This window comes from Nostoc sp. FACHB-888 (genome assembly GCF_014696655.1).
Lineage (GTDB): Bacteria > Cyanobacteriota > Cyanobacteriia > Cyanobacteriales > Nostocaceae > Nostoc.
In genome coordinates this window covers 1-5,918 of the sequence record NZ_JACJQM010000228.1, presented here as the reverse complement: position 1 = coordinate 5,918, position 5,918 = coordinate 1, and the positions used below count along the sequence as shown (strand labels likewise).

Sequence of the window (5,918 nt, the reverse complement as noted above, 5' to 3'; positions counted from 1 at the left end):
GGACATATCTCGATCGCATTAATCAAGATATCGAAAGTGGAATACGCAGCGGAGTGACCCACGCTCCAGCCCTATTTATCAATAACATTCGGTATACCGGACGCTGGACAATAACAGAGTTGACGGCAGCTATTGTCGCTGCAAGCCACTAAGCTCTATTCATATCTGACTTGTTTGTTAGTGCTAGTAAGTGATCGAATCCGCGATTGCTAGCTTTTGCCTGTTTTGTTGAACAGCTTGCCAATTTTTGAACCATGCTAACAACTACAACATCAACCACTGAATTCAAGCACAAAGGCTTAACACGCACCCAGTTGCAACAAGTACTTGACTATATTCAGACTCACCTCGATCGAGACTTGTCACTGGCTGAACTTGCAGAAACTCTGAATCTTAGCCCGACTTACTTTGCCAGTGTATTCAAACAAGCGATCGAGGTTTCTCCACATCAGTACCTAATTCAACAGCGGGTGGAACGAGCAAAATTGATGCTGTCGAAAACAGATTTAGCGATCTCTGACATTGCTTTACAAGTTGGTTTCTCCAATCAAAGCCACTTAAACCAACAGTTTAAGCGCCTGACTGGAATAACCCCAAAACAGATTCGCTAACTCCATCACGCACGAGTCAAGGAGACAAAGATGAAGTTTAAAGCAATCACAGGAAAGCAGGGAAGCGGAACGGAAGTGAAAGACGTGACTTACGTGGAGGCTGCGAGGTGGGGTAAATATCGGTGGTGGCGGTATCTTCTGGGGCTGATGATCATACTCTTTGCCTGGATGATCGCCGCCAACGTCGCCAGTGCGCTCGTCGCGTTCGCCCTCGACGGTCAGGAGGGTGTCGCGGCGCTCGGTCGGCTGGATTACGCTGCGTTCAGTCCTGTGGGGGGCTTCGTCGTGGTCATGGCGGGTTTTCCGGTGTTCCTCGCGGGAATTCTCATTGCCGTCTCCCTCATCCACCAGCGTCATCCCCGGACGCTCGTCACGGCGAGAGAGAAGATCAGTTGGCGGCGCGTCGGTCACGGCTTCGTGGCTGGGTTCGTGCCCTGGGTTCTGCTCGGCGGGCTGGGGCAGTACCTCCTCTACCCCGATACCTTCTCCTTCAACTCCGACCTCAAGACGTTCGCGCTCTTCGTGCCGATCGCGCTAATCCTCACTGCGATCCAGACGACCACCGAGGAGCTTTTCTTTCGCGGGTACATTGTGCAGGGCACGAGCCTGATCTGGTCTAACCGCGTGTTTCTGGCGCTCGCGTCAGCCGTGATCTTCACCCTGCCGCACGCCACCAATCCAGAGTCACAGGAGGGTGGCTGGATTGGGATGTTCCTCAACTACTTCGTTGGCACGGGTCTGTTGTATGTGGTCGTTTCATTGATCGACGGCACGACCGAGCTTGCGATCGGCGCACACTTCGCCAACAACATCGCGTACTTTCTCTTGTTCAACTGGTCTGGAAGCTTCTTCGCCGCACCAGCCCTGTTCAGCATCAGCGAGTACCATGCGAGATTCTACGACATCATCTCCCTCGTGCTGATTCCCGTTTTCCTGGCGATCGCCTACAAGGTGTTCAAACGCGACGAGGACTCCGAACCCGTTTCCCAAAGCGATCGGGTTGGTCGTCGGTGATCATCGTCAGTTCATTGCTGAAGGTCAATCTTGATTGAAACAGGAGAAACAGAATGATACTGCAAAATAAAGTGGCGTTAGTGACTGGTGGCACAACGGGTATTGGCAGAGCAACCGCGACCCTTGCGGTATCTGCGAAGCAGCGCGCGCTCGGTGCTGTGAGTGCAAAAGTCGTGTTCTCCGGTAGACGCGACGCAGAAGGTGAAAAAACCGCCCAACTGATTCGCGAAACAGGCGCTGAATGCTTATACGTCCATTGAAACAAATTCACTAACATCACAAGAATCTGGAAGAAGTCGAGCCTTGGAACTAACTCAATACACTTTAAATAGATAGAACTAGGAGAATCCAATCATGGTCAAACAGCAATCTGTAGACGAACAAGCAAATGGAAAGGCAACTAGCAATCTGACACCCGCTCAGGAAGCTTTACAAGCGGTCTGGGAAGAGCATATCGGGCACGAGTTTGGTACTCACAGCACTGAAGATGCCCTCGCTACGATGGTTGAGGACGCTTACGTGAATCACATTCCGGTAATGACTGGGGGAGTAGGGAAACCAGCACTGCGCGAGTTTTATTCCAAATACTTCATTCCACAAATACCGCCGGACATGGAGCTGATCCCGATTTCGCGCACGATCGGAACGGATCAACTCGTCGATGAAATGGTGGGTACGTTCACTCATACGATCCAGATGGACTGGATGCTACCTGGCGTTGCTCCAACCGGGAAACGGGTTGAAGTGCCAGTGGTCGCGATTATTCGGTTCCGTGACGGCAAGTTAGCCCATGAACACCTCTACTGGGATCAGGCGAGTGTATTGATTCAACTTGGCTTGCTCGATCCGGGTACACTTCCCGTCGTGGGCATTGACAGTGCGCGCAAGGCGATCGATCCCAACTTACCTTCAAACACACTAATCGATCGCGACTAAGTGTAGGAGCTAGCAAATATCAATGCCTAAACCCGCCATTTTGCAACCAGGATCGCAACTCGCCTGACCCAGCCACGTTCTATAGCCGTGGTGAAAAAGGCTATCTGGATTATCCAGCCCTAGCAAAAGTTTAGAAACTTAGAAAACGAAATAACTCACATGAAAGTTTTGATTGTTCTTGCACACCCAGAGTCGAAAAGCTTTAACGGAGCAATGTTTCAGACAGCAATTGACACGTTCAAAGACTCTGGGCATGATGTTCAATATTCAGATCTCCATACCATGAGATTTGACCCTGCATCCGATCGCCGCAACTTTACGTCTGTCAAAGATCCTGACTACTTTAAGCAGCAACTTGAAGAGATGTATGCAACTGAAGTTGGAGGATTCATTCCAGAAATTGAAGCTGAGATCCAAAAACTGGAATGGTGCGATCTGATGATTTGGCAATTCCCTTTGTGGTGGTTCAGTGTCCCTGCAATTTTGAAGGGGTGGGTTGATCGCGTCTTTGTTATGGGGCGTGTTTACGGTAATGGACATATTTATGAAACGGGCAGATTTCGAGGTAAGCAAGCAATGCTCTCGTTGACCACAGGTAGCACAGAAGAGGACTATCTTGCAGGCGGTTTTAACGGTGATATCCATGCTATTCTGCGCCCAATTCAGCGAGGGATGCTGCAATTCGCTGGTTTTGACGTTCTTGCTCCGCAGATTGTTTATGCCCCTGTTCGCCAAACAGATGCAGTTCGTCAACGTATCTTGAATGATTTTTCGCAACGATTGCGAACCATTGAACGTGAGTTGCCGATCGCCGTAGGTCAGTATTGATCGGCATGGAACTGGCGGGACTGGATTTATGGGGCACGCAGCCAGGATCGTACTCATCCTGGTTGTAGGAGGCGCTTCTTATTGCTGGCTCCTACACGTATTGCTCATTGAGTTTTTGACAAAGTGACACAGCCATTCACAACAAGAGGTAACTATCATGATGCTTAAAGACAAGGTGGCATTAGTCACTGGCGGAACTTCAGGAATTGGTCGTGCAACGGCGATCGCGCTCGGTGCTGTGGGTGCAAAAGTCGTATTCTCCGGTAGACGCGACGCAGAAGGTGAAACAACTTCTGCGATGATTCGTGAGACAGGAGCGGAGTGTTTATTTGTGCGATCGGACGTATCCGATGAAGCAGAAGTTCAAGCTTTAGTCGAGAAAACGATCGCCACCTACGGCAGACTCGATTGTGCCTTTAACAATGCTGGGATTGAGTCTCCTCTCAAACCACTGCACGAACAATCGATTGAGGATTTTGACAAACTGATGTCGATTAATGTGCGGGGGCTGTTCTTGTGTATGAAATATGAAATCCAACAGATGCTCAACCAAGGATCAGGTGTGATTATCAATAATTCGTCAATGGGTGGGTTAATTGCGTTTCCAGGAGTATCTCCCTATGTTGCCAGCAAACACGCGGTAATGGGGCTGACGCGCTCTGCTGCACTCGATTATGCCAAACAAGGTATTCGGATTAATGCTGTCAATCCTGGACTGATTGCTACTGCAATGATAGATCGCCTGAGTAGTGGCTCGACTGATGATTTCGCGTCTATGGTGCCAATGGGTCGTATGGGGCAAGCAGCAGAAATTGCTCAAGCGGTTGTTTTTCTGTGTTCTGATGCTGCCAGCTACATCACGGGACAACCTTTGGTAATCGATGGTGGATTTACAGCGAACTAATCCGCTGCTTTCAATGTGTGCGTGTCTGGTACAGAGAATAAGCTCTATTGGAGAAGGAATGAAACGATTTACCTTGTTTACTTTCCTGTATCTGGCGCTGGGAGTTTGCCTGACAGCGAACACTGCGTGAAGCGAAGCTACCGCGCTTGGATACCCGAACCTATCTTCAGGTCTTCAAACAAGCTTGTTCATTAGTGCAGGAGTCTCCTACATTGTTTGTCTCCTCAGCACCTTCCCATTTTGGCGCGAAACGACGATCCGCTTCTATCACAGACGGAATTCAGCAGTAATTCTACCCTGGTTGGTGATTGGAGTGAACATTGTTTGGATGATCTGGGATGTTCAGAGTCAGAACTGGACGATGGAAGCCATTTTACAAGCGTTTTCGAGGCTATTAGCTGTCTTAGTGTTTGCAGAAATTATTGTGATGACATGGCAAGTAAATTCTGAACATTAGTATCTAAATCGGATGCTGCCGAAACGAACTTGCGCTTTACCCTAAGAATCTGCAAGAAATCAAGCATTGGAACTGAGTACGCTTCTGATCAATGCAACGAAATTAATGGTAGGAGAAGCACAATGATACTTCAAGATAAAGTGGCGTTAGTCACTGGCGGAACTTCAGGAATTGGTCGTGCAACGGCGATCGCTTATGCCCAACAACAAGCAAAAGTGGTGGTGGTGGGTCGTCGAATGGATGAAGGTGAAGAAACTGTTCGATTGATTAAGGAAGCTGGCAAAGAGGCGATTTTTGTGCAAGCAGATGTCACGAAAGAAGCCGATGTTGAAGCAATGGTTGATAAAGCAGTTGGCGTTTTTGGTCGGTTAGATATTGCCTTTAATAATGCAGGAACTGTCGGCGAAAATCCCTCATTGATTGAGCAAACAGAAGCAGAATACGATCGCACTATGAACGTCAATGTCAAAGGCGTTTGGTTGTCGATGAAACATGAAATCGCTCAGATGTTGAAACAAGGAAGTGGTTCAATCGTCAATATGGCATCTGCGGTTGGATTCGTTGCATATCCTATCCAACCCCTCTACGCCGCGAGTAAACATGCGGTCGTAGGTTTAACAAAAGCTGCTGCGCTTCAATATGCCAAAGCAGGTATTCGCATCAATGCCGTTGGACCAGCAGCAATCGAAACAGATATGGTTGAAGCAGCTACAGGTGGGCAGGATGAGGTCAAAGCTTACATAACAGGACTTCACCCGATCGGACGAATTGGAACACCGCTTGAAGTTGCAAATGCAGTTCTGTTTTTATCATCTGACCTGGCATCGTTCACAACAGGTACAACATTGATGGTAGATGGTGGGTATGTAGCGCAGTAGTCGATCGGCAGTGCGAAATGTTTGATACAGCACTTCAAACGACTCACTAAAGCAACACTGAAATAGGTTCGCTAATTCCATAGGAAACTCCATAGGAATCTGCAAGAAGTTGAGTGTTGGAACTGACTACACTCAAGTGAACTAAGACAAAGAGAACTTAGGAGTTGATGATTATCTCCAAAGTTGGAGAACAGAAAAAGATGATGAACCAAAACAAAGAGATTTACGAGTGCGTCATTGTCGGTGGCGGTTCCGCTGGACTCAGTGCGGCACTGCTTTTAGGCAGAAGT

Annotated in this window: 7 protein-coding genes and 1 pseudogene; all 8 read left to right on the top strand. The window is 48.5% G+C overall.

The window, feature by feature from the left end:
• A pseudogene (locus tag H6G26_RS43420) lies at positions 1–152 on the top strand (disulfide bond formation protein DsbA); the annotation flags it as partial.
• 102 nt (positions 153–254) lie between these two features.
• A complete protein-coding gene (locus H6G26_RS37460) occupies positions 255–611 on the top strand; it encodes an AraC family transcriptional regulator (RefSeq protein WP_190736668.1) in 357 nt (118 codons plus the stop codon).
• 30 nt (positions 612–641) lie between these two features.
• Positions 642–1,625, top strand: a complete 984-nt coding sequence (locus H6G26_RS37455) for a CPBP family intramembrane glutamic endopeptidase (protein ID WP_190736665.1) — start codon at positions 642–644, stop codon at positions 1,623–1,625.
• Positions 1,626–1,979: 354 nt separating this feature from the next.
• Positions 1,980–2,561: a nuclear transport factor 2 family protein gene (locus H6G26_RS37450; RefSeq protein ID WP_190736663.1), complete on the top strand. Its 582-nt coding sequence runs from the start codon at positions 1,980–1,982 to the stop codon at positions 2,559–2,561.
• A 159-nt stretch (positions 2,562–2,720) separates the two neighbouring features.
• Complete coding sequence (locus tag H6G26_RS37445) at positions 2,721–3,389, top strand: NAD(P)H-dependent oxidoreductase (RefSeq protein WP_190736661.1); 669 nt, start codon at positions 2,721–2,723, stop codon at positions 3,387–3,389.
• Between the two features lie 157 nt (positions 3,390–3,546).
• The gene (locus H6G26_RS37440; protein WP_190736660.1) at positions 3,547–4,293 is read left to right on the top strand and encodes an SDR family oxidoreductase; all 747 of its coding nucleotides are present in this window, start codon (positions 3,547–3,549) and stop codon (positions 4,291–4,293) included.
• A 313-nt stretch (positions 4,294–4,606) separates the two neighbouring features.
• A complete protein-coding gene (locus H6G26_RS43415; RefSeq protein ID WP_242054240.1) occupies positions 4,607–4,750 on the top strand; it encodes a hypothetical protein in 144 nt (47 codons plus the stop codon).
• A gap of 122 nt (positions 4,751–4,872) precedes the next feature.
• Positions 4,873–5,628 (top strand): SDR family oxidoreductase, encoded by a 756-nt coding sequence (locus H6G26_RS37430; RefSeq protein ID WP_190736658.1) that lies wholly within the window; start codon positions 4,873–4,875, stop codon positions 5,626–5,628.
• Positions 5,629–5,918 lie beyond the last annotated feature (290 nt).